Genomic DNA, 22,825 nt, shown 5'->3' with positions numbered 1-22,825 from the left:
TTATCCCACAACCCGAACAGGGGCCACGAGCCTTATCCGTGTAGTTTTACTACTGCTTTTTTACTGTCAACGCATGTAATGAGGATCGATTTGTAGTAAAACTACACGCCGCCGGTACAACGCCCGGTAATCCAAGAATTTCATGTCGTCTGCCCAAAAGGCCAGTCGCAAACTCAGGCAACCGATTCTGGAAGCCTTTCCGCCCTGGAGCAAGCCATGCAAGACCTCGATCCCGTCGAAACCCAGGAATGGCTGGACGCCCTGGAGTCGGTTCTCGACAAAGAAGGCGAAGACCGCGCTCACTATCTGATGACCCGTATGGGCGAGCTGGCCACCCGTAGTGGCTCCCAGCTGCCGTATGCCATCACCACGCCATACCGCAACACGATTCCCGTCACCCACGAAGCACGCATGCCTGGCGACCTGTTCATGGAACGCCGCATTCGCTCGTTGGTCCGCTGGAACGCGCTGGCCATGGTAATGCGCACCAACCTGAAAGACTCGGACCTGGGCGGCCACATCTCCAGCTTCGCCTCCAGCGCCACGCTGTACGACATCGGCTTCAACTACTTCTTCCAGGCCCCGACCGACGAGCACGGCGGCGACCTGATCTACTTCCAGGGCCATGCCTCACCGGGCGTCTACGCCCGTGCCTTCATGGAAGGCCGCATCAGCGAAGACCAGATGAACAACTTCCGTCAGGAAGTCGATGGTCAAGGCCTGTCGTCCTACCCGCACCCGTGGCTGATGCCTGACTTCTGGCAGTTCCCGACCGTGTCGATGGGTCTGGGCCCGATCCAGGCGATCTACCAGGCACGTTTCATGAAGTACATGGAAAGCCGCGGCTACATCCCTGCCGGCAAGCAGAAGATCTGGTGCTTCATGGGCGACGGCGAGTGCGACGAGCCGGAATCCCTGGGCGCGATCTCCCTGGCAGGCCGCGAGAAGCTGGACAACCTGATCTTCGTCATCAACTGCAACCTGCAGCGCCTCGACGGCCCGGTTCGCGGCAACGGCAAGATCATCCAGGAACTCGAAGGCGTGTTCCGTGGTGGTGGCTGGAACGTCAACAAGGTGGTCTGGGGCCGTTTCTGGGACCCACTGCTGGCCAAGGACGTCGACGGCATCCTGCAGCGCCGCATGGACGAAGTCATCGACGGCGAGTACCAGAACTACAAGGCCAAGGACGGCGCGTTCGTCCGTGAGCACTTCTTCAACACCCCGGAACTCAAGGCCATGGTCGCCGACCTGTCCGACGACGAGATCTGGAAGCTCAACCGTGGTGGCCACGACCCGTACAAGGTCTATGCAGCCTACCATCAGGCGGTCAACCACAAGGACCAGCCTACGGTCATCCTGGCCAAGACCATCAAGGGTTACGGCACCGGTGCTGGCGAAGCCAAGAACACCGCGCACAACACCAAGAAGGTCGACGTCGACAGCCTGCGTCACTTCCGCGATCGTTTCGACATCCCGGTCAAGGACGAAGACCTGGAGAACCTGCCGTTCTTCAAGCCTGAAGAAGGCAGCGCCGAAGCCCGTTACCTGAGCGAGCGCCGTTCTGCCCTGGGCGGTTTCGTGCCACAGCGCCGGGCCAAGAGCTTCAGCATCCCGACCCCGCCACTGGAAACCCTCAAGGCGATCCTGGACGGCTCGGGCGACCGTGAAATCTCCACCACCATGGCCTTCGTGCGCATCCTCGCGCAGCTGGTCAAGGACAAGGAAATCGGCCAGCGCATCGTCCCGATCATCCCGGACGAAGCGCGTACCTTCGGTATGGAAGGCATGTTCCGCCAGCTGGGCATCTACTCGTCCGTCGGTCAGCTCTACGAGCCCGTCGACAAGGACCAGGTGATGTTCTACCGCGAGGACAAGAAGGGCCAGATCCTCGAGGAAGGCATCAACGAAGCCGGCGCCATGTCGTCGTTCATCGCCGCCGGTACCTCGTACTCGAACCACAACCAGCCGATGCTGCCGTTCTACATCTTCTACTCGATGTTCGGCTTCCAGCGTATCGGCGACCTGGCCTGGGCCGCTGGCGACAGCCGCACCCGTGGCTTCCTGATCGGCGGTACTGCCGGGCGTACCACCCTCAACGGTGAAGGCCTGCAGCACGAAGACGGTCACAGCCACATGCTGGCCGCGACCATCCCGAACTGCCGCACCTATGATCCGACCTACGGCTACGAGCTGGCGGTGATCATCCAGGACGGCATGAAGAAGATGACCGAAGAGCAACAGGACGTCTTCTACTACATCACCGTGATGAACGAGTCCTACCAGCAGCCTGCCATTCCGGCCGGTGTCGAGGAAGGCATCATCAAGGGCATGTACCTGCTCGAGGAAGATACCAAGGACGCAGCGCACCACGTCCAGCTGATGGGCTCCGGCACCATCCTGCGCGAAGTGCGTGAAGCGGCGAAGATCCTGCGTGAAGAGTTCAACGTCGGTGCCGACGTGTGGAGCGTCACCAGCTTCAACGAACTGCGTCGCGACGGCCTGGCCGTGGAGCGCAGCAACCGCCTGCACCCTGGCCAGAAGCCCAAGCAGACCTACATCGAGGAGTGCCTGGGCGGCCGCAAGGGCCCGGTCATCGCCTCTACCGACTACATGAAGCTGTTCGCCGAGCAGATTCGTCAGTGGGTACCGAGCAAGGAATTCAAGGTCCTGGGTACCGATGGCTTCGGTCGCAGCGACAGCCGCAAGAAGCTGCGTCACTTCTTCGAAGTCGACCGTCACTTCGTGGTGCTGGCTGCCCTGGAAGCCCTGGCTGACCGTGGCGAGATCGAACCGAAGGTCGTGGCCGATGCCATCACCAAGTTCGGCATCGACCCGGACAAGCGCAACCCACTGGACTGCTGAGGAGTATTTTTAAGTGAGCGAACTCATTCGCGTACCTGACATCGGCAGCGGTGAAGGTGAAATCATCGAGCTGTTCGTCAAAGTCGGCGACCGTATCGAAGCCGACCAGAGCCTGCTGACCCTGGAGTCGGACAAGGCCTCCATGGAGATCCCGGCCCCCAAGGCCGGTGTGATCAAGGCCCTGAAGGTCAAGCTGGGCGACCGCCTGAAAGAAGGCGACGAACTGCTGGAACTGGAAGTCGAGGGCGCCGCTGCGGCGCCCGAGGCACCGGCTGACGCTGCGCCTGCCGCCGAACAAAAGCCTGCTGCCGCCCCGGCTGCAGAGGCTGCCCCGGCACCGGCCGCTGCACCTGCGGCTGCCACTGTGCAGGACATCCACGTGCCGGACATCGGCTCGTCGGGCAAGGCCAAGATCATCGAGCTGCTGGTCAAGGTCGGCGACAGCGTCGAAGCCGACCAGTCGCTGATTACCCTGGAGTCCGACAAGGCCTCGATGGAAATCCCGTCGCCGGCTGCCGGCGTGGTGGAAAGCATCGGCGTCAAGCTCGAAGACGAAGTCGGCACTGGCGACTTCATCCTCAAGCTCAAGGTCCAGGGCGCCGCCGCGCCAGCAGCGCCTGCCGCTGCTGCACCGGCTGCCAAGGCTGAAGCGGCCCCGGCTGCTGCGCCTGCCGCCGCACCGGCTGCCAAGGCCGAAGCCGCACCGGCCCCGGCCGCTGCGCCAGCGCCAAGCGGTGCCAAGGTTCACGCCGGCCCTGCCGTGCGTCAGCTGGCCCGCGAGTTCGGCGTCGAGCTGAGCGCCGTGGCTGCCAGCGGCCCGCACGGCCGCGTGCTCAAGGAAGACGTGCAGGTGTACGTCAAGGCCATGATGCAGAAGGCCAAGGAAGCACCGGCTGCCGGCGCGACCGGTGGTGCGGGCATCCCGCCGATTCCGGCCGTCGACTTCAGCCGCTTCGGTGAAACCGAAGAAGTGCCGATGACCCGCCTGATGCAGGCTGGCGCCACCAACCTGCACCGCAGCTGGCTGAACGTGCCGCACGTGACCCAGTTCGACAGCGCCGACATCACCGAGCTGGAAGCCTTCCGCGTTGCGCAGAAGGCCGTGGCCGAGAAAGCCGGCGTCAAGCTGACCGTGCTGCCCTTGCTGCTCAAGGCCTGTGCGCACCTGCTCAAGGAACTGCCGGACTTCAACGCGTCGCTGGCCCCTAGCGGCAAGGCGATCATTCGCAAGAAGTACGTCAACGTCGGTTTCGCCGTGGATACGCCAGACGGCCTGCTGGTCCCCGTGATCAAGAACGTCGACCAGAAGAGCCTGCTGCAGCTGGCAGCAGAAGCGGCGGCCCTGGCTGAAAAGGCCCGCACCAAGAAGCTTTCTGCCGACGACATGCAGGGCGCCTGCTTCACCATCTCCAGCCTCGGTCACATTGGCGGCACCGGCTTCACGCCGATCGTCAACGCGCCGGAAGTGGCGATCCTGGGTGTGTCCAAGGCCACCATCCAGCCGGTGTGGGATGGCAAGGCGTTCCAGCCCAAGCTGATGCTGCCGCTGTCGCTGTCGTACGATCACCGCGTGATCAACGGTGCCGCTGCCGCGCGCTTCACCAAGCGCCTGGGCGAGCTGCTGACCGACATCCGCACCATGCTGCTGTAACTGCTGCCCGCCGTGCTCCCCTGCCGGGGAGCACGGACACTGTTTTCGAGCTGCCACGCTCGTACCTCAACCCCGCCATCTGGCGGGGCTTTTTTTGCCTGCGATTCATGCCGTGCCGCTCAACGTCCCACCTTGAGCGGCACCGCCAGACGCAATCCGTCGCGGCATTACTGAAGAATTTGTACCTGTCAGCCGATACAGATCAAGCCAGGCCACTCTATTGCTTGTCAGCCTCAAGCACATGATGCAACCTTGCTCAAACGCGTAGCAGCACTTCGCCCAGCCCGCGCCAACAGCCTTCTTGAAGCGAGCTTCCCATGAAAAGCCAACCTGATGCCGCCAGCCGTACGGTGGCCGAGGTAGTGACGCAGTTGCCGGTGCCTTCGCGGCTCGGCATGCTGCGTTTCGAGCGGCTGAATGAGGCCAGCTGGGCCATGCTGTTCCTCGACCCGGGCTGCGAGCGTCAGTTCGGCCAGGCGGCCGTCGACCTGTGTGCGCTGATCGGCTCGCCCTATGCCAGCCTGATGGAGCCCGAGGCACGCTACAAGCTGCACGACACCATCGAGCTGCAACTGGCGCAGCGTCCGTACTACCTGGTGCGTTATACCCTGCACACCAGCCTGGGCCCGCTCAATATGCTGGAGCTGGGCGAAGCCTACCGGCAGCACAACCGCCAGTTGCTGCGCGGCTATCTGCTGGTGCTCGATGCCCAGCCCAACGACACACCCGACCTTTCGGCGGCAGAACTCGAAACCCGCAACAACCGCCTGCAGATCGCCCTGCAGCTCAACCAGCAGGCGCAGCAGGAACAGCTCGAGCACCTGGAGCGTGTACGCGCACAGCAAGACCTGATCCTGCGCCTGGCGCGCCAGCGCTACAGCGCCGACAACTCGCTGCAGGAAGCCGCCGAGCTGATCACCCGCAGTGCCTGCGAAATCTACAGCATCGACTGCGCCAGCATCTGGTACCTGGAAGGCCAGCAACTGGAACCGATCTCGGCGTTCTACCGCGCCACCCAGGAGTACCGCCTGCCCGAGGCGATCGATGCCGGGCGATTTCCCGACTACCTCGAGGCGCTGCACACCAGCCGCGCCATCGATGCGCACAACGCGGCGCGCGACCCACGCACCCGCGAAATCTCCGAGAGCCTGCGCCAGCGCGGTATCCACGCCATGCTCGATGCCAGCATCCGCATCGACGGCCAGGTGGTCGGCGTGCTCTGCCTGGAACACAGCGGCTCGACCCGGGCCTGGCAATCGGATGAAATCGCTTTTGCCGGCGAGCTGGCCGACCAGTTCGCCCAGGTCATCAACAACCACAACCGGCGCACCGCCACCAGCGCCCTGCACCTGTTCCAGCGCGCGGTGGAACAAAGCGCCAACGCCTTTCTGCTGGTCAACCGCGATGGCGTGGTGGAATACGTCAACCCCAGCTTCACCGAGATCACCCAGTACACACCCGAAGAGGTGCATGGCCACCGCCTGTCCGAGCTCACCGCACTGGAGAACCTCAGCGAGCTGCTGTTCGACTCGCCGTCGAGCCTGGCCATGGGCAACAGCTGGCAGGGCGAATTCAAGAGCCGGCGCAAGAACCTCGAGCCCTACTGGGGCCAACTGTCGATCTCCAAGGTGTATGGCGACAACCGCGAGTTGACCCACTACATCGGCATCTACGAAGACATCACCCAGAGCAAGCTGGCCCAGCAGCGCATCGAGCGCCTGGCCTACACCGACAACCTCACCAGCCTGGGCAACCGCCCGGCGTTCATCCGCAGCCTCGACGAGCGCTTCGAGCGCGACAGCGACAGCCCCATCTGCCTGCTGCTGGTGGACATCGACAACTTCAAGCGCATCAACGACAGCCTCGGGCACCAGACCGGCGACAAGCTGCTGATCAGCCTGGCCCGGCGCCTGCGCAACAGCCTGAGCCCCGGTGGCAGCCTGGCGCGCTTTGCCAGCAACGAATTCGCCGTGCTGCTGGAGGACAGCAGCCTGGATGCCGGCCAGCAGGTGGCCCAGCAGTTGCTCAACACCCTCGACAAGCCGATGTTCGTCGACAACCAGCTGATCAGCGTGACCGGCTCGGTGGGCCTGGCGTGTGCGCCGCTGCACGGGCGCGACCCGCAGACCCTGATGAAGAACGCCGGCCTGGCCCTGCACAAGGCCAAGGCCAACGGCAAGCACCAGGTGCAGGTGTTCACCGAGGCGCTCAACGCCGAGGCCAGCTACAAGCTGTTCGTGGAAAACAACCTGCGCCGCGCCCTGACCCAGAACGAACTGGACGTGTTCTACCAGCCCAAGCTGTGCCTGCGCAGCGGCCGCCTGCTCGGCCTGGAGGCCTTGCTACGCTGGAACCACCCGGAGCGGGGCATGATCCGCCCCGACCAGTTCATCAGCGTGGCCGAGGAAACCGGGCTGATCATCCCCATCGGCAAGTGGATCGCGCGCCAGGCCTGCCGCATGAGCCAGCTGCTGAGCACCGAGGGCATGGGCAACCTGCAGGTGGCGATCAACCTGTCGCCCAAGCAGTTCTCCGACCCGGAGCTGGTCAGCTCGATCGCCAACATCCTCAAGGAAGAAGCCCTGCCGCCACACCTGCTGGAACTGGAACTGACCGAGGGCCTGCTGCTCGAAGCCACCGAGGATACCCACCGCCAGCTCGACGAGCTCAAGCAACTGGGCCTGACCCTGGCCATGGACGACTTCGGCACCGGCTACTCCTCGCTCAGCTACCTGAAGAAATTCCCGATCGACATCATCAAGATCGACCGCAGCTTCATCCACGAGATCCCGGACAACCAGGACGATATGGAAATCACCTCGGCAGTGGTGGCCATGGCTCACAACCTCAAGCTCAAAGTGGTGGCCGAAGGCATCGAGACCGCCGAACAGCTGGCGTTCCTGCGCCGCCACCGCTGCGACGTCGGCCAGGGCTACCTGTTCGACCGGCCGATCCCCGGCAGCGAGCTGATCGAAAAACTCAAGCGCTATCCGCGTGGCCCAATCGCCTGACAGCGGCGAAACACTCGGGCACACTACGGGTCTACCCCCTACACATCCTGCCTTGAAGAGGAACCGCCCATGGTCCTGCGCTCGGAGATTCTGGTGAACAAAAACGTACTGCCTGCCGCCGAACAGGCGCTGCCGGGTCGCGAGACCCCGATGACGCTGCCCGAGAAGCATTTCGTGTTCGAAGACACCCCGCTGCTGGGCCCGTTCTTCGAAGACGTCGATTTCGCGATCTTCGGCCTGGGCTGCTTCTGGGGTGCCGAGCGGCGCTTCTGGCAGCGTGAAGGTGTGGTCAGCACCGTGGTCGGCTACGCCGGCGGTTTCACCCCCAACCCCACCTACGAAGAAGTCTGCTCGGGCCTGACCGGCCACACCGAAGTGGTGCTGGTGGTGTTCGACAAGGCCAAGGTCAGCTACCAGGACCTGCTGACCATGTTCTGGGAGCTGCACAACCCCACCCAGGGCATGCGCCAGGGCAACGACGTCGGCACCCAGTACCGTTCGGCCATCTACTGCACCAGCCCCGAACAGCTGGAACTGGCCGAGGCCAGCAGGCAGGCCTACCAGGCCGAGCTGAACAAGGCCGGTTTCGGCCAGATCACCACCGAGATCGCCCAGGCACCGACCGTGTACTTCGCCGAGGCCTATCACCAGCAGTACCTGGCCAAGAACCCGAATGGCTACTGCGGCATCGGCGGCACTGGCGTGTGCCTGCCACCCAGCCTGCAAGGCAACTGAGGCCACGCCATGAGCACACCGAGCATGACCCTGTTCCATGCCGCCGCCTCGCCGTTCGTGCGCAAGGTTCGCGTGCTGCTGCACGAAACCGGGCAGGCCGAGCGGGTAGCCCTGCATCCCGTCGACCTGAGCCCGATCAAGACCGATGCCGAGCTGAACCTGGGCAACCCGGCGGGCAAGATCCCGGCGTTGCGCCTGGAGGACGGCACGGTGCTGCATGACAGCCGCGTGATCGTCGAGTTTCTCGACCATCAGCATGTGGGCAACCCGCTGATCCCGCGCGAAGGCCCGGCGCGCTGGCGGCGCCTGACCCTGGCGTCGCTGGCCGATGCGATCATGGACGCGGCGGTGGTGGCGCGCTACGAGACCTTCCTGCGCCCTGAGGACAAGCGCTGGACGCCGTGGGTCGACGCCCAGCAGGACAAGATCCGGCGCGCGCTGGCGAACCTGGAAGACGAGCACCTGGCCGAACTGGCCTCGGTGTTCGACGTGGCGGCAATCGGGGTGGCCTGCGCGCTGGGCTACATCGACCTGCGCCTGCCGGACCTTGGCTGGCGCGAGCGCCAGCCGAAACTGGCAGCCTGGTATGCCGAGGTGAGTCAGCGCGAATCGATGCTAACGACCGCCCCTTCTGTGGCCTGATCGGGCCTCATCACGGGTCAAGCTCACCCCCACAGATCTGCTGCTGCCCTTGAGGCTTGTACCGGACCTGTGGGAGCGGGCTTGACCCGCGATGAAGTCGACGCTGATCTCGGCAGCCCAGATCAATCTGATTTCCCCCACCATCACAGCCCCCAGCGTGCGTTCCTCTCTCAACCCGCTCATTTCAAGATCCCCTGCCCAACCTGATACCAGTCCAGGCGGCGTGTCAGCACCATGAACACCCCAAGCAGGCCGAACAGCAGCAACGAGCCCATCAGCAGCGCGTAGTCCTCGGCGCCCAGCAGCCCGTACAGCATCGCGTACAGCACCAGCAACCCCGCCGCAAACCCCAGCCCGCGCGCCAGGCTGCGCAGCACGTGGCACAGGTAGAAGCCGATCAGCAGCACGCAGCCGCCCGCCGACAGCGCATACGCCAACCCGAACCCCAGGTGCTCCGACAACGACAGCAACAGCAGGTAGAAGAACGCCAGGGCCACACCCACCAGCGCATACTGGATCGGGTGCACGCTGAGGTTCTTGAGAATCTCGAACAGGAAGAACCCGGCAAAGGTCAGCGCAATGAACAACAGCGCATACTTGATCGCCCGCTCGCTCTTGAGGTACTGGTCCACCGGGTCGACGAAGCTCACGCCGAAACTGCGCCCGTGAAAGTCGTCGCAGGCGTTGTTGACCACACACTGGGTCAGCGCATCCTCCAGGTTGGTGGAGAAGAACGAGGTCTGCCAGCGCGCGCTGAAGCCGTGGGCGTCGATCTCGCGGCTGATGGGCAGGTAGTTGCCGATGAAGCTTGGATGCGGCCAGTTCGCCGCCATGTTCACCGTGGTGCTGCGCCCTACCGGCAGCACATGCAGGCGCCCGGTGCCCTGCAGGCTAAGGTCGAAGGCGTAGTCCAGGCGGGTCTCGGCGCGGCCGTCGAGGTCGGGCAGCGCCACGTGCACACCGCCGCCCAGCCAGCCCAGCCCCGTGCCCGCGGCGAAGGCCAGCGACTGGCCATTCACGTTCAGTTCCAGGCTCTTCTCGATACCGCGGATATCGCTGATGCCCACGGCCAGAAACGCCGGGTCGAAGCGGTAATCGTCGAAGTCTTCGGTGATGCCCCACTGCGCCGGCACCTTGAATTGCCCGCTGATGCGGTTGTCGGCGTGGAACAGGCGCGCCTGGTAGATGCCCCGCGAACGCAACTCGGTGTCGACCTTGGCGTCGACCTCCAGGGTTTCGGGCAGAAAGTACAGATGCCCGGCCACCGTGCTGGTCTGCTGCTGGGTGCTGCCATCCACGGTTTTCCAGGTGCGCTGGATCTTGCGGTACGGCACCACCAGCAGCGGCCCGCTGATCTGCTGGCTGTAGCTGGAGCTCTGGGCGATGTCCTCGACCACACTGTCGCGCTGCTGCTGGCGGTCCTGGATCAGGCCGCCGATCATCAGCAGGGGTATCAGCAGCAACACGATCAGAAAGGCGATGGCGCCCAGTTTGATGCTCAGGGTTCGGTTCATGGGCAATGGCTCCGGTTTCGATGGAGCCAGTCTGCCCGCCGTGCATGGAGCGGGTTGGGCGCTTGTGTGGAGTTATGTGGAGAGTGCGTGGAGCTCAGCCCAGCCGCTCGTTGGGCAGCCAAAGGCGCACCCGCACGCCGTCCTCGACGTTGGCCACCTCCAGCGAGCCGCCATGCAGCTGCATCACTTCCTCGACGAAGTTCAGCCCAAGGCCTGTGCTCTTGCGCCCCGTGCCCGGGCGCGGCAGCGAGTAGAAGCGCTCGCTGAGCCGGCCCAGGGCATAGTCCGGTATCGCCGCCCCCTGGTTGTACAGGCTCAGCGCCAGCCGTGGGCCCCGTGTCTCCAGGTCGACCACCAGCAGGCCGCCCGGCGGGGTGAAGTCCAGGGCGTTCTCCAGCAGGTTGCCGATGGCCTGGCGCAGCAGAAACGGCTCGCACAGCAGCCGTACGCTGGCCGGTACCCGCTGGCGCACCTGCAGGCCGGCGCTTTCGATGCGCGCGCTCTGGGCCAGCAGCACCTCGTCCACCAGCGCCGCCAGTGGCACCTGCTGCTGGTCTTCCAGGCCCTGGCGCTGCTCGACCTGGGCCAGGTCCAGCAGCCGCTCGATCAACTGCTGCATGCGCGCGCTCTCGCTTTCGATATTGCTGGCAAAGCGTTGGCGCTGCTCGTCGCTCATCGGCCCCTGCAGCAGCTCGCTGGCCCCGCGAATCGCCGCCAGCGGGCTTTTCAGCTCGTGGGTCAGGGTGTGCACGTAGCGCTCCACATACGCCCTGCCCTCCAGCTGCGTGCGCATGCGCTCCACCGCACCGGCCAGTTGCGCCAGCTCGCCGCCGCGGTAATGCGGCAAGGCCACGCGTTCACCCTCGCTGACCGCCTGTGCATAGCGCGTCAGCCGACGCAGCGAGCGCGCCAGCCACCACGACAGCCCGGCGCCCACCAGCAGGCCCAGCACGATCAGGCCAAGGCCCAGGTTGAACAGGCGCCGCTCGGAGCGATCGATGTACGGCTGCAACGACTTGTTCGGCTTGGCCACGGTGACCACGCCGATGATCTTGCCGGCATCGATGATCGGCGCCGCCACGTGCATCACCGACGACTCCGGGTCGTCCGGATCGCTGCGGGTGGAGCGGGCGCCGTACTCGCCGCGCAGGGTCAGGTACACGTCGTTCCAGCGCGAGTAGTCCTGGCCCAGTGCTTCGCCGCTGGAGTCGAGCAACACCTTGCCGTTGGCGTCGGTGACGTAGATGCGGTGGTTGACCTCGTTCTTGGCCAGGCCCCAGATATCGGCCCTGGGCTGGCGCTTGCCGTAAGCCTTGAGCAGCTCGGGCAGCCGGCCCTGGCCGAGGGTGCCGGCCTTGACCTCGTCGCGCAGAATCTCGGCCAGCAGGTTGGCGGTGTCCACCAGGGTTTCCTCGGTGGACTGGCGCACACCCGGGCGCACCTGTTCGCGCACGGTGTTGAGGATGAAGTAGCCGGTCAGCCCGACGAACAGGAAGTACACCAGGAAGATGCGGATGCCCAGGCGCATCAGCTGTGCCCGGGGCTGTAGCTGTAGCCCAGGCCGCGGTGGGTCTGGATAGGTTCGGCGTCGGCCTGCACGGTGCGCAGCTTGGCGCGCAGGCTCTTGATGTGGCTGTCGACGTTGCGCTCGTAGCCGGCCTCGGCCGACACGCCGGTGGCATCCAGCAGTTGCTCGCGGCTGAACACCCGTTCGGGTTGTTCGAGCAGGCATTGCAGCAGGCGAAATTCGTGCCGGGTGAGGGTGAGCGATTGACCGCGATAGCTGATCTGAAGGCGCTGGGAGTCGATGCTGAAGGGCGTTTCGGGGGCCTCGGGTTCGCTGCGCGGGGTCATGCGCTTGAGGATGGCGCGTACCCGCGCCGCCACTTCACGCGGGCTGAAGGGTTTGACCACATAGTCGTCGGCACCGATCTCCAGGCCCACCACGCGGTCGATCTCCCCATCGCGGGCGCTGAGGAACATCACCGGTACCTCGCTGAAGCGGCGCAGCTGGCGGCAGGTTTCGAAGCCGTTGATATCCGGCAGGCCGATATCGAGGATGATCAGGTCAGCCGGGCGCTGACGCTGCTGCTCCAGCGCGGCGCTGCCCAGGGTCACCCATTCGGTGCTGTGACCGTCGCCTTGCAGGGCAAAGATCAGGGTGTCGGCGATGGCCGCTTCGTCTTCGACAATCAGTATGTGGGGCATGGGCGGTGCAGGCCTGGCAGGTTTGGGTGCACTTGTAGGGGATTATCCCTCGACTGACAAGGCCCTGTCGCGGGTCAAGCCCGCTCCCACGGGAGAACGACGGTCCTTGTGGGAGCGGGCTTGAGCCGCGATGGATTCAACTCAGCATTCAGGCTTGCCCGCCGTGAACCGGCGCGCCGGGTTCACCGCCGCGCCGAACTCGCGCAGCGCCTTGGCCCCGATCAGCAGCGGGTAGTTGAAGCTGCTGCGGTCGGTCAGGTTGACCTCCACCGTGCGCTTGACGTCGCCCAGGCACAACTCCAGCTCCACCACCGGACGCTTGGCCGGGTCGGGTGCTTCGCCGTCCTCGTCTTCATCGGCGCGGCTCTTGATCTTGCTGATGCGCGCCACCTTGTGTTCATACACCTTGCCGTCGGCATCCTTGGTCGCCAGGCGGAACCGCACCCAGTCCTCACCATCGCGCTTGAAGCGCTCGATGTCCTTGGCCGACAGCGACGCGGTCAGCGCGCCGGTGTCCATCTTGGCCTTGAACGTCTGGTCGAGGTCCGCCACGCCAATGTATTCATAACGGCCATACAGGGTCGGCTCGGCGGCCATCACCGGCAAGGCCAGCAGGGAAAGCAGTGCAAGTACGGATTTCACCGGGTCAGCTTCCTTGAGAAAAGTCTGTGTTTAGACTGCCGCAGCAGCATAGGTTCGTCGCCACAGGGTATTCAACACAATGTGAAACATTTGTCCGCGCCGTGGGCTGCCCAGAGTTTGGCCTGAACCGAATCCCTGCTTATCATGGCCGACCGCCTAACCGAAAATCAGAGTTTTCTTATGCGCCGCCTGCTTACCGGCAGTCTTGTGACCCTGCTGCTCTTGCTCAACACCCTGGTGCTGATCGGCCCGTTGCTGGTCTTCGCCCTGCTCAAGCTGGTACTGCCCGGCCGCTACCGCGACTACGCCTCGTGGGCGGTGATGTGGATCGCCGAGACCTGGGCCGAGATCGACAAGCTGATCTTCGCCCTGTGCATCCCCACCCGCTGGGACGTGCGCGGCGCCGCCGACCTGCGCCTGGACACCTCCTACCTGATGGTCAGCAACCACCAGAGCTGGGTGGATATTCCCGCGCTGATCCAGGTGTTCAACCGGCGCATTCCGTTCTTCAAGTTCTTCCTGAAAAAGGAACTGATCTGGGTGCCGTTCCTGGGCCTGGCCTGGTGGGCGCTGGACTACCCGTTCATGAAGCGCTACAGCAAGGCCTTCCTCGAACGCCACCCGCACCTCAAGGGCCAGGACCTGGAGATCACCAAGGCCGCCTGCGAGCTGTTCAAGCGCCAGCCGGTGACCGTGGTCAACTACCTCGAAGGCACCCGCTTCACCCCGGCCAAGCGCGATGCCCAGGGCTCGCCGTTCCGCCACCTGCTCAAGCCCAAGGCCGGCGGCGTGGCGTTCGTGCTCGCCGCGCTGGGCGAACAGCTCGACGCCCTGCTCGACGTGACCCTGGTGTACCCCGGCGACACCGCGCCGGGGTTCTGGGACCTGGTCAGCGGTGCAGTGCCGCGGGTGATCGTGGACATCCAGGTACGCGCATTGGACCCGGCCCTGTGGCGCGGCGACTACGAGAGCGACCCGCAATTCCGGCGCAGCGTACAGGACTGGGTCAACCAGCTGTGGCACGACAAGGACGCGCGCATCGAGCAACTGCGCCAGGAGCTGCGCCGCTAGCCGATGATCGCGTGGGGCACGAAGCGGCTGCTGTCCTTGGTGATCAGCGAGTTGTCCTCGCGAATGCCGATGCCTGCCGGCTGATCGCCAACCACCCAGCTGCCGATCACCGTGTGGCTGCCGGCAAACCGTGGCAAGGCATGAAACTGCTGGATCACGTGGGGGCCACTGCCATACGGCCCCTCCTCCTTCACCCGCTGCCCGTCAGGGGTATGAATCTCCACATTCGCCCCCTCCCGCGAGAAGAACGGCTTGCGCACCCACCCCGGCGCCAGCGGCCGTTCGGGCGTGGCGTCGATGAATGCGGGCAGCAGGTTCGGGTGCCCTTCGTGCTGCTCCCACAGCAGCGCCAGCATGCCCTTGTTCGACAGCAGCGCCTTCCAGGGCGGCTCGACGAACAGCGTGCCGCTGCCGGCAATCGCCGGGCCGTAGCGGTCGTGGAACATGTCTTCCCACGGGTAGAGCTTGAACAGGCTGGGGATCAGCGCCCCACTGCGGTCGATGAAACGCCCGGCCGGGTTCAGGCCGATGTCTTCCACATCGATCAGGCGTGTATCGAGCCCGGCAGCGGTGGCAATGTCGCACAGGTACTGCACCGTGCCACGATCCTCCAGCGAGTCCCTGACCGAGGCAAAGTAGAACGGCGTGGCAAAGGTGTTGGCGCCGAACACCTGGCCGAGTTTCTCTTCAAGGCTGTTGAACTGGTCGGCATCGGCCGGCAGTACACCGCGCTGCATCTGCTGCTCAAGCCACAGGTACTGGAAGAAGCCGGCCTCGTACAGCGAGGTGGGTGTGTCGTAGTTGGCTTCCAGCAGCTTGGCCGGGCCATGGCCGTCGTAGCTCAGGTCCATGCGCCCGTAGAAATGCGGGTGCCCGTCGCGCCATGAGCGGCGGATCAGGTCGCGGTAGTCACGCGGGATGGCCAGGCGGTCGAGCAGTTCTTCGCTGTCCACCGCCCGCGCCACCAGGTCCATGCACAGCTCGTGCAACTGGCGGGTGGGTTCTTCGAGGTCGTCCTCGATCTGGCGCAGGGTGAACTGGTAGCACGCCGACTCGTCCCAGTACGGCTCGTCGCCGAAGGTGTGGAACCTGAAGCCGTAGTGTTCGGCGGTGGCTTTCCAGTCCGCGCGCGGGGTGCAGGCAATACGTTTCATCGCCCGCCCTCAGGAACCGAAACCGAAGCCGCCACGGCCTGGTACATGGGCCGCGAAGCCGGGGTGGCTGCCCACCGTCCAGGGCCGTGCCGAGGCCATGAAGCGCGCCGGCAGCACCGACGCATGGGCATCGGCACCAGCCCCGCCGTTGAAACGGCTGGACGGCGCGTGGTCCTCGACCAGCCCGGCATACTGGTTGCCGCTGTTGACCTGGTCGGTCAGCGAGCTGGCCCTGAACCCTTCGCGCCCTTCACGCTCGTGGTAGATCGCCTCCGACAGGTAGCGCGGCTCGACATTGACGTAGTCGTAGCGGCCACCGCCGCCGCCATACACGGCCGACGAGGTGGTGCTGGAGGTCTGGTTCAGCCCGTCGTCATACACCTGGCGCTCGGTGGTCAGGGCGAAGCCTTGCATGCGCGGCATGTGAAAGCTCGCGCCCTGACCTGGCTCGCACTGCTCGAAGCTGGCCAGGCAGTCTTCCAGGCGGGTGAAGCGTGGGGCGTTGGCATCGTGGTGCTGGCGGGCGACGTTCCAGGCGTTGTCGCACACCGAACGGCTTACCCCGGCCAGGGCGCAGCTGTCGACGTCCTGGTAACGCTTGACCTCGCTGACCACGCGGGTGGCGCTGCGATCACTGTCACAGGCGGCCAGCGCCAGCGGCAGGCTGCCCAGGGCAATCAGCCGAATGCTCGTGCTGCGTTTCATGGCTGTGCTCCGCTGTCAGGCCGCTGGGGTCATGCACGCGGCATTGAGCATGCCGATGCCGATGGCCACGGCAGCCAGCAGGATGGCGGCCGCGTTTTCCTGACGGCGGATACGCTCGTCCATGCCCTTGACCACCACGCTGACCACCACGAACGCGAGCAACTGCACGGCGCCGGCGATCACCGACCACAGCAGGAAGTCGAGCAGCGAGATCGAATGGGAGATGGCCCCGGACACGGGGATGGCGAAACCCAGCAGCGCACCGCCCAGGGCGATGGCGGCAGCGCTGTTGCCTTCGCGGATCAGGGCAAATTCGTTGTAGGGGGTCAGGCGGGTATAGATGAACGCATAGAGCGCGAACAGCACGGCGGCGCCGGCCATGTAGAACAGAAAACCCAGCACGGCATCGGCCGGCAGGGACATCTTCAGGGCATCCATGAACATCGGGGTCGCACTTCCTTGCTTGAACGGGGCGGGACATATACCACACCGCCCCGCCTCGGCAAACCGCCGGCTTACACCGAAGGCACGGCGGCCGGGGTGCCCCAGATGCCGCCCAGGCTCTGCAGCAGCGAACCGGCCACGCCCTGCTGGCCCAGGTACTGCAGGATCAGCGGGGCGAACTGGGCGATCATGCCGGTGTTCATGCCCAGGGCGCCGAAGGCGTTGTTCAGGTCGTCGGTGTCCTTGACGTTGCCCAGTGCGTTGCTCAGGGCCGAGGAATTGCCGCTCTTGCCGAGCAGCTCGCCCAGGCCGCTGAGGCCGCCCAGGGCATTGTCGCCGGACAGCAGGTCAAGGCCGGGCACGGCCTTGCTCAGTTGCGAGTAGTCGCTGCTGCTGAGCTGATGCCTGGCCAGGCCCAGCAGCGCGCCGGTGCCGCCAATGGCCTGTTCGGGGGTGATATCGAGTTGGTCGCCCAGGGTATTGAGCAGGTTGGCCGAGGGGGCCGGGGCTTGAACGGCAGCGTCCTGCTGTTTGTTGCCTTGCATGGCAGATACGGCGTTGGCGGCATCGTTGAGATTGAAGGCCAGGGCCGAGGTGGTGGCGAGTGCCAGCAGGGAGAGCAGGGCAAAGCGTTTCATGGGGCGGACCTCGTAGGAAAGCGAGGTTTCGACCCGTATCTGCGGCGAATGTTCCGCCGTCATCGACTGTAGGAGCCGGCCTTGCCGGCGAAAGCAGCACCGCGATATCCAGGGATACGCGCTGGCCGCTTTCGCCAGCAAGGCTGGCTCCTGCAACAGAATGGCAACCCGCCCTACGGCAAGGCGTACGCAATCACGTAATCACCCCGATCCGGCGACTGACGCGCACCGCCAGCACTGATCAGGATGTATTGCTTGCCGGTCTTGGGCGACACGTAGGTCATCGGCCCCGACTGGCTGCCCACCGGCAGACGCGCCTTCCAGATCTCGTTGCCGTTGCCCGAGTCGAACGCACGCAGGTAGAAGTCCTGGGTGCCGGCAAAGAACAGCAGGCCCGACTGGGTCGACAGCGAAGCGCCCAGGGTCGGCATGCCGATCGGGATCGGCAGGTGCATGCGGATGCCCAGCGGCCCGGTGTCCTGCACGGTACCGACCGGCACCTGCCACATCAGTTTTCTGGTCTTCAGGTCGATGGCCGACATGGTGCCGAACGGCGGCCTCTGGCACGGAATACCGGCCGCGGACAGGAAGCGCTGGCGCATCGCGCCATACGGCGTACCGTCCTGCGGCACCACACCCATCTCGATGCCGCTGGCACCTTTGGGAATGTCTGCACGCGGGATCATGTAGTTGGCCAGGCCCAGACGCATGTCGTTGACGAACATGTAGTTGCTGGTCGGGTCGACCGACACGCTACCCCAGTTCATGCCACCCAGCGAGCCGGGGAACTGCAACGCCGGGTCCAGCCCTGGCGGGGTGTACACACCCTCGTGGCGCATGCCCTTGAACGAGATGCGGCACAGCAACTGGTCGAACGGGGTCGCGCCCCACATGTCCGACTCTTTCAGGGTCTGGTTGCCGATCGACGGCATCTCTACCGAGAACGGCTGGGTCGGCGAATAACGCTCGCCCGGCACGTTGCCCTGGGGCACCGGCTTCTCTTCGACCTTGGCAATCGGCACGCCGGTTTCACGGTTGATCACGAAGATCTCGCCCTGCTTGGTCACCTGTGCCAGCGCCGGTTGCACGCCACCCTTGTCATCCGGGATGTCGTACAGCAGCGGCTGGGCCGGCAGGTCGAAGTCCCACAGGTCGTGGTGGGTGGTCTGGAAGTGCCAGCGCACCTGGCCGTTCTTCACGTCCAGCGCCACGATCGAGGAGCTGTACTTGTCGTCCAGTTCGGTACGGGTGCCGGCGAAGAAGTCCGGGGTGGCGTTGCCGGTCGGCAGGTACACCAGGCCCAGCTTGGCGTCATAGGACATCGCCGACCACACGTTGGGCGTGCCACGGGTGTAGGTCTGGCCTTCGGGCGGACGCTTGGTGATGTTCGGGTTGCCCGGGTCCCAGGCCCAGGTCAGCTCGCCGGTCCGCACATCATAGGCACGCACCACGCCCGGCGGTTCGCCGGTGGAGAAGTTGTCGGCCACGCGGCCACCGACGATCACCACATCGCCGGCCACCAGCGGGGTGGAGGTCTGCTGGTAGTAGCCCGGCTTGATCTCGCCCATGTCGACGCTCAGGTCGACCACGCCGTTATCGCCAAAGTCGGCACATGCTTCGCCGTTTTCGGCGTTGATCGCGATCAGGCGGGCATCGCCGGTGGGCAGGAACAGGCGCTTGGCGCAGGCCTGCGGGCCGGCGTCGGCGGCCAGCGGGGTTTCGGAGTAGCCCAGGCCACGGCAACGCTGCCAGTTCGGCGCGCTGCCCTTGGGGTCGAACATCCAGCGCTGCTTGCCGGTGTCCACGTCCAGGGCGAAGACCTTGCCGTAGGCGGTGCAGGAATACAGGGTGTCGCCGATCTGCAGCGGCGTGTTCTGGTCTTCGGCACCGGCGCCGGTGCTTTGCGGCACGTCACCGGTATGGAAGGTCCAGGCCACCTGCAGCTTGTCGACGTTGCCCTTGTTGATCTGGTCCAGCGCGGCAAAGCGGTTGCCGGCGGTGGTGTTGCCCCAGTGCGCCCAGTCCTTCTGCTCGGTGCCCGGCTTGACCGGCTGCACCGCAGGCTCGCTGCTGGCGGTGACCACGTGGGTGGGCACGAACATGTAGCCCAGGGTGGCGACCACGCCAACGGCCAGCACACCGGCCACCGCGAACGCGCCACGCCCGGCCGCACGACCGTCGGCGCGTTGCAGGCTCGGGAACACCAGCGCGATGACCAGGCCGATCACGGCAAAGGTCAGTACCCGCGAGACCAGCGGCCAGAAGTCCAGGCCGGCATCCCACACCGCCCAGATCGCGGTGAGTACCAGGGCCACCGCGTACAGCCAGGCGCCCGACGGCTTGCGCCGCGCGATCAGCACACCGCTGACCAGCATCGCCAGGCCCATCAGAAGGAAGTACCAGCTACCACCGAGGCTGCTCAGGTACGCACCGCCCCCTGCCAGCACCAGGCCGATCAGAGCGATCAGGATGCCCAGACCTCCCAGCAGCCACTTTGCGGTGCCCGGAGCACCTGCCTGTTCGTTCATGTGATTACCGTCCTAAACGTAGTGAAAAACCACCGTCAACAGTTGGCCGACCCAATCCCGAGCATAGTCGGCGCATTTAGGTAGCTTGCTTGTTAACCAGTTAGTACGTTTAAGGGTAACAAAAAATTGCGGGCTACTGCGACAATTTGTCTGTCAGCCCGGCTTCAGGGGCCTGAAACCGGGTAGACATTGGTCTTACGCTGCGCTGAACAGCGTGTGCGGGTCGATCACGAATTTCTTCGGCACGCCGGCATCGAACTCGCCGTAGCCCTCGGGCGCCTGATCCAGGCTGATGACCTGCACGCCGACCACCTCGGCGATGTTGATGCGGTCCCACATGATGGCCTGCATCAGGGCGCGGTTGTACTTCATCACCGGGGTCTGCCCGGTGTGGAAGCTGTGGGACTTGGCCCAGCCCAGGCCGAAACGGATGCTCAGGCTGCCCATCTTGGCTGCGGCATCCACCGCGCCCGGGTCTTCGGTCACGTACAGGCCGGGGATGCCGATCTTGCCGGCGACCCGCACCACCCCCATCAGCGAGTTGAGCACCGTGGCCGGCGCCTCGTGCTGGGCCCCGGCATGCCCGTGGCCACGGGCCTCGAAGCCCACCGCATCGACCGCGCAGTCCACCTCCGGCTCGCCCAGCAGGTTGGCGATCTGTTCGTGCAGCGGGGTGTCCTGGGACAGGTCGGCGACCTCGAAGCCCTGGGCCTTGGCATGGGCCAGACGTACCGGGTTCACATCACCGATGATCACCACCGCCGCGCCCAGCAGCCGCGCCGAGGCGGCAGCGGCCAGGCCGACCGGGCCGGCACCGGCCACGTACACCGTGCTGCCGGGGCCGACACCTGCGGTGACCGCACCGTGGTAGCCGGTGGGCAGGATGTCGGAGAGGCAGGTCAGGTCGCGGATCTTCTCCATGGCCTTGTCGCGGTCGGGCAGCTTGAGCAGGTTGAAGTCGGCGTAGGGCACCAGCACATACTCGGCCTGCCCGCCGGTCCAGTCGCCCATGTCGACATAGCCGTAGGCGCCGCCGGCGCGGGCCGGGTTGACGCTCAGGCACACGCCGGTGTGTTGTTCCTTGCACGAGCGGCAGCGCCCGCAGGCCACGTTGAACGGCACCGAGACCAGGTCGCCCAGTTGCAGGTTCTCGACGTCACGGCCTTTCTCGATGACCTCGCCGGTGATTTCGTGCCCCAGCACCAGGCCGGTCTGGGCGGTGGTACGACCGCGCACCATGTGCTGGTCGGAGCCGCAGATATTGGTGGAGACCACCCGCAGGATCACGCCGTGTTCGATCTTGCGCCCACGTGGGTCCTGCATTTTGGGATAGGGGATTGTTTGCACCTCGACCTTGCCTGCGCCCAGGTACACCACACCACGATTGCCAGACATGCTTTCACCTCGCTCGATTGTTGTTATGTCGCGCTGAATGTTCTGTCCGTCTTTCGGGCCTCATCGCGGGTCAAGCCCGCTCCCACAGTCCCTGTGGGTGCGGGCTTGACCCGCGATACGCCCGCTACAGCACCACCGTGCGATTGGCGTTCAAAAACACCCGCCGCTCGATGTGATACCCCACCGCCCGCGCCAACGTCAGGCATTCGATATCGCGCCCGCGGGCAATCAGGTCTTCAGGGTAGTGGCTGTGATCCACGGCTTCCACGCCCTGGGCAATGATCGGGCCCTCGTCCAGGTCGTTGTTGATGTAATGCGCCGTGGCCCCCACCAGCTTCACGCCCTTGTTGTAGGCCTGGTGATACGGCTTGGCGCCCTTGAACCCCGGCAGCAGCGAGTGATGGATGTTGATCGCCCAGCCATCCAGGCGTCGGCACAGCTCCGGCGACAGCACCTGCATGTAGCGCGCAAGGATCACCAGCTCGGCGCCGGACGCCTCGATCACCTGCAGCACCTTGCGCTCCTGCGCCGGCTTGTCCTGCGGGTCGAGGGCAAAGTGGTAATAGGGGATGCGGTGCCAGTGCGCCAGCGGCTCCAGGTCCGGGTGGTTGGAAATCACCGCCACCACGTCCATCGCCAACTGGCCGATGCGCTGGCGGTACAGCAGGTCGTTGAGGCAATGATCGGCCTTGGACACCATGATCACCACCTTGGGCCGGTGTCTGGGCGCAGTCAGCTCGAAGGTCATGCCGAACGCTTCGCCACGGGCGGCCAGGCCTGCGCGAAAGGCCTGCTCGTCGAATGCCTCGGGCTGGCGAAACTCCACCCGTATGAAGAACCGCGCCGACAGCCGGTCATCGAACGAATGATGCTCGGTGACGTAGCACTGCTGCTCGTACAGGTAGCGCGTCACCGCGTCCACCGTACCCAGCAGGCTGGGGCAGTCGGCGGTAAGGATCCAGGTGTCCGGCGCACGGCTCATGAGGCGATGCTCAGGCCATGTTCGGCGCAGGCATCCTGCAGCCACAGCCACCAGTAGTCGCTGAAGCTGCGCCGGATCAGCAACTCCCAGGTGTCCTCGCCGGTGCGCCGGATCACCAGCTGGGACTTGGCGAACACCGTGCCCACCGCCTTGCCCACCGGGAAGTTGTTGGGGTGCACGTCGTAGCTGGTGGACTTCATCAGCACCTCGCGCACCCTGGGCCCGCTCAGTTCGAGCAGGGTCTGCCCGCCGCTGACGTTGACCACCTGGATGTGTTGCCCGTCGAGGGCTTCGCGCAGCTTCTGCTCGGCGGCCAGCTCCTCGCCACCGGGCACGATCAGCAGCCACTCGTCGGGGCCCATCCACTGCAGCGAGGCCTCGCCGCTGGCGACCACGGTGAGTGCGACCGGCAGTTCCAGGCCCAGCGCTTGTTGCACGCCGCTGACGAAAGCCGGGTCGTGGGCGTTGCCGCGCAGGGTCAGGTGGCCGAGGAACTTCTTCTCGCGCAGGGTCACGCCGGGGTTCTTGCGGCCCTTGCCGACCAGGCTGGGCAGGTCGGCGTGATGCAGGGGTGATTCGGCCCTGCCGTCAGTCTCGGGGCGTTGCGGGTAGACGTTGATTGCGCTCATTACATACCTGCCTT

The 22,825-nt window shown here is 65.1% G+C and carries 18 protein-coding genes; 6 read left to right on the top strand and 12 right to left on the bottom strand.

Features of this window, described 5'->3' with window-relative positions:
• Nucleotides 1-216 precede the first annotated feature (216 nt).
• From aceE to CR917_RS20170, 5 genes are all read left to right on the top strand, one after another.
• Entirely contained in the window at nucleotides 217-2,862 is a 2,646-nt protein-coding gene (gene aceE, locus CR917_RS20190) for a pyruvate dehydrogenase (acetyl-transferring), homodimeric type (RefSeq protein ID WP_043863655.1), read from the top strand.
• A gap of 13 nt (nucleotides 2,863-2,875) precedes the next feature.
• Nucleotides 2,876-4,513, top strand: coding sequence for a dihydrolipoyllysine-residue acetyltransferase (gene aceF / locus CR917_RS20185; protein ID WP_058541811.1), 1,638 nt, complete (start codon nucleotides 2,876-2,878; stop codon nucleotides 4,511-4,513).
• Between the two features lie 317 nt (nucleotides 4,514-4,830).
• Entirely contained in the window at nucleotides 4,831-7,524 is a 2,694-nt protein-coding gene (locus CR917_RS20180; protein WP_043863653.1) for a GGDEF and EAL domain-containing protein, read from the top strand.
• Nucleotides 7,525-7,593: 69 nt separating this feature from the next.
• Entirely contained in the window at nucleotides 7,594-8,259 is a 666-nt protein-coding gene (msrA, locus tag CR917_RS20175; protein WP_043863652.1) for a peptide-methionine (S)-S-oxide reductase MsrA, read from the top strand.
• A gap of 9 nt (nucleotides 8,260-8,268) precedes the next feature.
• On the top strand, nucleotides 8,269-8,901 hold the full coding sequence (locus CR917_RS20170; RefSeq protein WP_104572856.1) for a glutathione S-transferase: 633 nt from the start codon (nucleotides 8,269-8,271) through the stop codon (nucleotides 8,899-8,901).
• A 179-nt stretch (nucleotides 8,902-9,080) separates the two neighbouring features.
• Here the strand turns inward: CR917_RS20170 and creD are convergent, their stop codons facing one another.
• The 4 genes from creD to CR917_RS20150 form a co-directional block, all read right to left on the bottom strand.
• Nucleotides 9,081-10,415, bottom strand: a complete 1,335-nt coding sequence (gene creD, locus CR917_RS20165) for a cell envelope integrity protein CreD (RefSeq protein ID WP_054915995.1) — start codon at nucleotides 10,413-10,415, stop codon at nucleotides 9,081-9,083.
• Nucleotides 10,416-10,509: 94 nt separating this feature from the next.
• Nucleotides 10,510-11,943, bottom strand: a complete 1,434-nt coding sequence (gene creC, locus CR917_RS20160) for a two-component system sensor histidine kinase CreC (RefSeq protein ID WP_043863649.1) — start codon at nucleotides 11,941-11,943, stop codon at nucleotides 10,510-10,512.
• A complete protein-coding gene (gene creB / locus CR917_RS20155) occupies nucleotides 11,943-12,623 on the bottom strand; it encodes a two-component system response regulator CreB (protein ID WP_104572855.1) in 681 nt (226 codons plus the stop codon). The genes creC and creB overlap by 1 nt, the downstream gene beginning before the upstream one ends.
• 141 nt (nucleotides 12,624-12,764) lie before the next feature.
• Nucleotides 12,765-13,265, bottom strand: coding sequence for an ATP-dependent zinc protease (locus CR917_RS20150; RefSeq protein WP_043863647.1), 501 nt, complete (start codon nucleotides 13,263-13,265; stop codon nucleotides 12,765-12,767).
• A gap of 180 nt (nucleotides 13,266-13,445) precedes the next feature.
• Between CR917_RS20150 and CR917_RS20145 the strand changes: the two genes are divergently transcribed.
• Nucleotides 13,446-14,336 carry an acyltransferase gene (locus CR917_RS20145; protein WP_104572854.1) on the top strand — a complete coding sequence of 297 codons (891 nt, stop codon included), beginning with the start codon at nucleotides 13,446-13,448 and terminating at the stop codon, nucleotides 14,334-14,336.
• On the opposite strand, the gene CR917_RS20140 is transcribed toward CR917_RS20145, so the two are convergent.
• The 8 genes from CR917_RS20140 to CR917_RS20105 all read right to left on the bottom strand — a co-directional run bounded on the left by CR917_RS20140 (nucleotide 14,333) and on the right by CR917_RS20105 (nucleotide 22,811).
• Nucleotides 14,333-15,490 carry a glutathionylspermidine synthase family protein gene (locus CR917_RS20140; protein ID WP_104572853.1) on the bottom strand — a complete coding sequence of 386 codons (1,158 nt, stop codon included), beginning with the start codon at nucleotides 15,488-15,490 and terminating at the stop codon, nucleotides 14,333-14,335. The genes CR917_RS20145 and CR917_RS20140 overlap by 4 nt on opposite strands.
• A gap of 9 nt (nucleotides 15,491-15,499) precedes the next feature.
• Nucleotides 15,500-16,195, bottom strand: coding sequence for a DUF1190 domain-containing protein (locus CR917_RS20135; RefSeq protein WP_058541810.1), 696 nt, complete (start codon nucleotides 16,193-16,195; stop codon nucleotides 15,500-15,502).
• Between the two features lie 15 nt (nucleotides 16,196-16,210).
• Nucleotides 16,211-16,639, bottom strand: coding sequence for a DUF350 domain-containing protein (locus CR917_RS20130; RefSeq protein ID WP_043863643.1), 429 nt, complete (start codon nucleotides 16,637-16,639; stop codon nucleotides 16,211-16,213).
• Between the two features lie 71 nt (nucleotides 16,640-16,710).
• Complete coding sequence (locus CR917_RS20125) at nucleotides 16,711-17,277, bottom strand: DUF2780 domain-containing protein (RefSeq protein ID WP_043863642.1); 567 nt, start codon at nucleotides 17,275-17,277, stop codon at nucleotides 16,711-16,713.
• Nucleotides 17,278-17,450: 173 nt separating this feature from the next.
• Complete coding sequence (locus CR917_RS20120; protein ID WP_104572852.1) at nucleotides 17,451-19,805, bottom strand: glucose/quinate/shikimate family membrane-bound PQQ-dependent dehydrogenase; 2,355 nt, start codon at nucleotides 19,803-19,805, stop codon at nucleotides 17,451-17,453.
• 195 nt (nucleotides 19,806-20,000) lie between these two features.
• Nucleotides 20,001-21,200 carry a formaldehyde dehydrogenase, glutathione-independent gene (gene fdhA, locus CR917_RS20115; RefSeq protein WP_043863640.1) on the bottom strand — a complete coding sequence of 400 codons (1,200 nt, stop codon included), beginning with the start codon at nucleotides 21,198-21,200 and terminating at the stop codon, nucleotides 20,001-20,003.
• Nucleotides 21,201-21,324: 124 nt separating this feature from the next.
• Nucleotides 21,325-22,182, bottom strand: a complete 858-nt coding sequence (purU, locus tag CR917_RS20110; RefSeq protein WP_043863639.1) for a formyltetrahydrofolate deformylase — start codon at nucleotides 22,180-22,182, stop codon at nucleotides 21,325-21,327.
• A complete protein-coding gene (locus CR917_RS20105) occupies nucleotides 22,179-22,811 on the bottom strand; it encodes a sarcosine oxidase subunit gamma (protein WP_104572851.1) in 633 nt (210 codons plus the stop codon). The genes purU and CR917_RS20105 overlap by 4 nt, the downstream gene beginning before the upstream one ends.
• Nucleotides 22,812-22,825: the final 14 nt, after the last annotated feature.

This window comes from Pseudomonas sp. BRM28 (assembly GCF_002939405.1).
Classification (GTDB): domain Bacteria; phylum Pseudomonadota; class Gammaproteobacteria; order Pseudomonadales; family Pseudomonadaceae; genus Aquipseudomonas; species Aquipseudomonas palmensis.
Note: the sequence above shows the minus strand (reverse complement) of the source record. Positions and strands in the feature narration are given on the sequence as shown.